Raw genomic sequence first — 592 nt, 5'->3', positions numbered from 1 at the left:
GCCTTTTTATTAGGCATTGTTTTCTTGCTACTATTAAACACAGGTTGTTGATTTATGGATAAATCGGACTGGAAATAAGGATGGTATTCGAATGAGAAAAACACGGACTGCACGCTTACCTTTGGCAACACGGTTTTCGTCACTGCTACTCGCCAGTTCAGTGTTGTTCGGGTGCAGTAACTTTCGACACTTATCTCAAGAAATAGAAGCGATTGATTCGATTACCAACCAATACCAACTCATTTTGAGTCAACCTGCGACAGAGTCAGCGGTGGTGATTGAGCAAATCAAAGACATTAATAAAAGCGAGGTGGACGGCTACGACGGCATTATCGATGGCGACCGTATCGACTTACAGCTATCGAATAACATCCATTATCTGCTGGTTTTTGAAGATAAGAATCAAGACTTAACCCTACAAGCCGACGAGCCGTTCAGTGTCGTTAACCTTCGTAATCACCAAGATAAATCAGCCATCGACGTCTCACTAGAGGTCAATAAGAATGAAGTTCCGCGCGCCTTTGTTGATCGCTCACTCTCTTCGCTGCTAAAAATCGAACTGGATTTGGTTGATATCGGCACCGTGGTGAAT

At 43.4% G+C, this 592-nt stretch carries 1 pseudogene; it reads left to right on the top strand.

Going from position 1 to position 592, the window contains the following annotated elements:
- Positions 1-91: 91 nt before the first annotated feature.
- A pseudogene (locus KIV40_RS29315) lies at positions 92-592 on the top strand (alpha/beta hydrolase); the annotation flags it as partial.

This window comes from Vibrio sp. D173a (assembly GCF_030248475.1).
The sequence above is the reverse complement of the archived record's forward strand: the minus strand, read 5'-3'. Positions and strand labels throughout refer to the sequence as shown.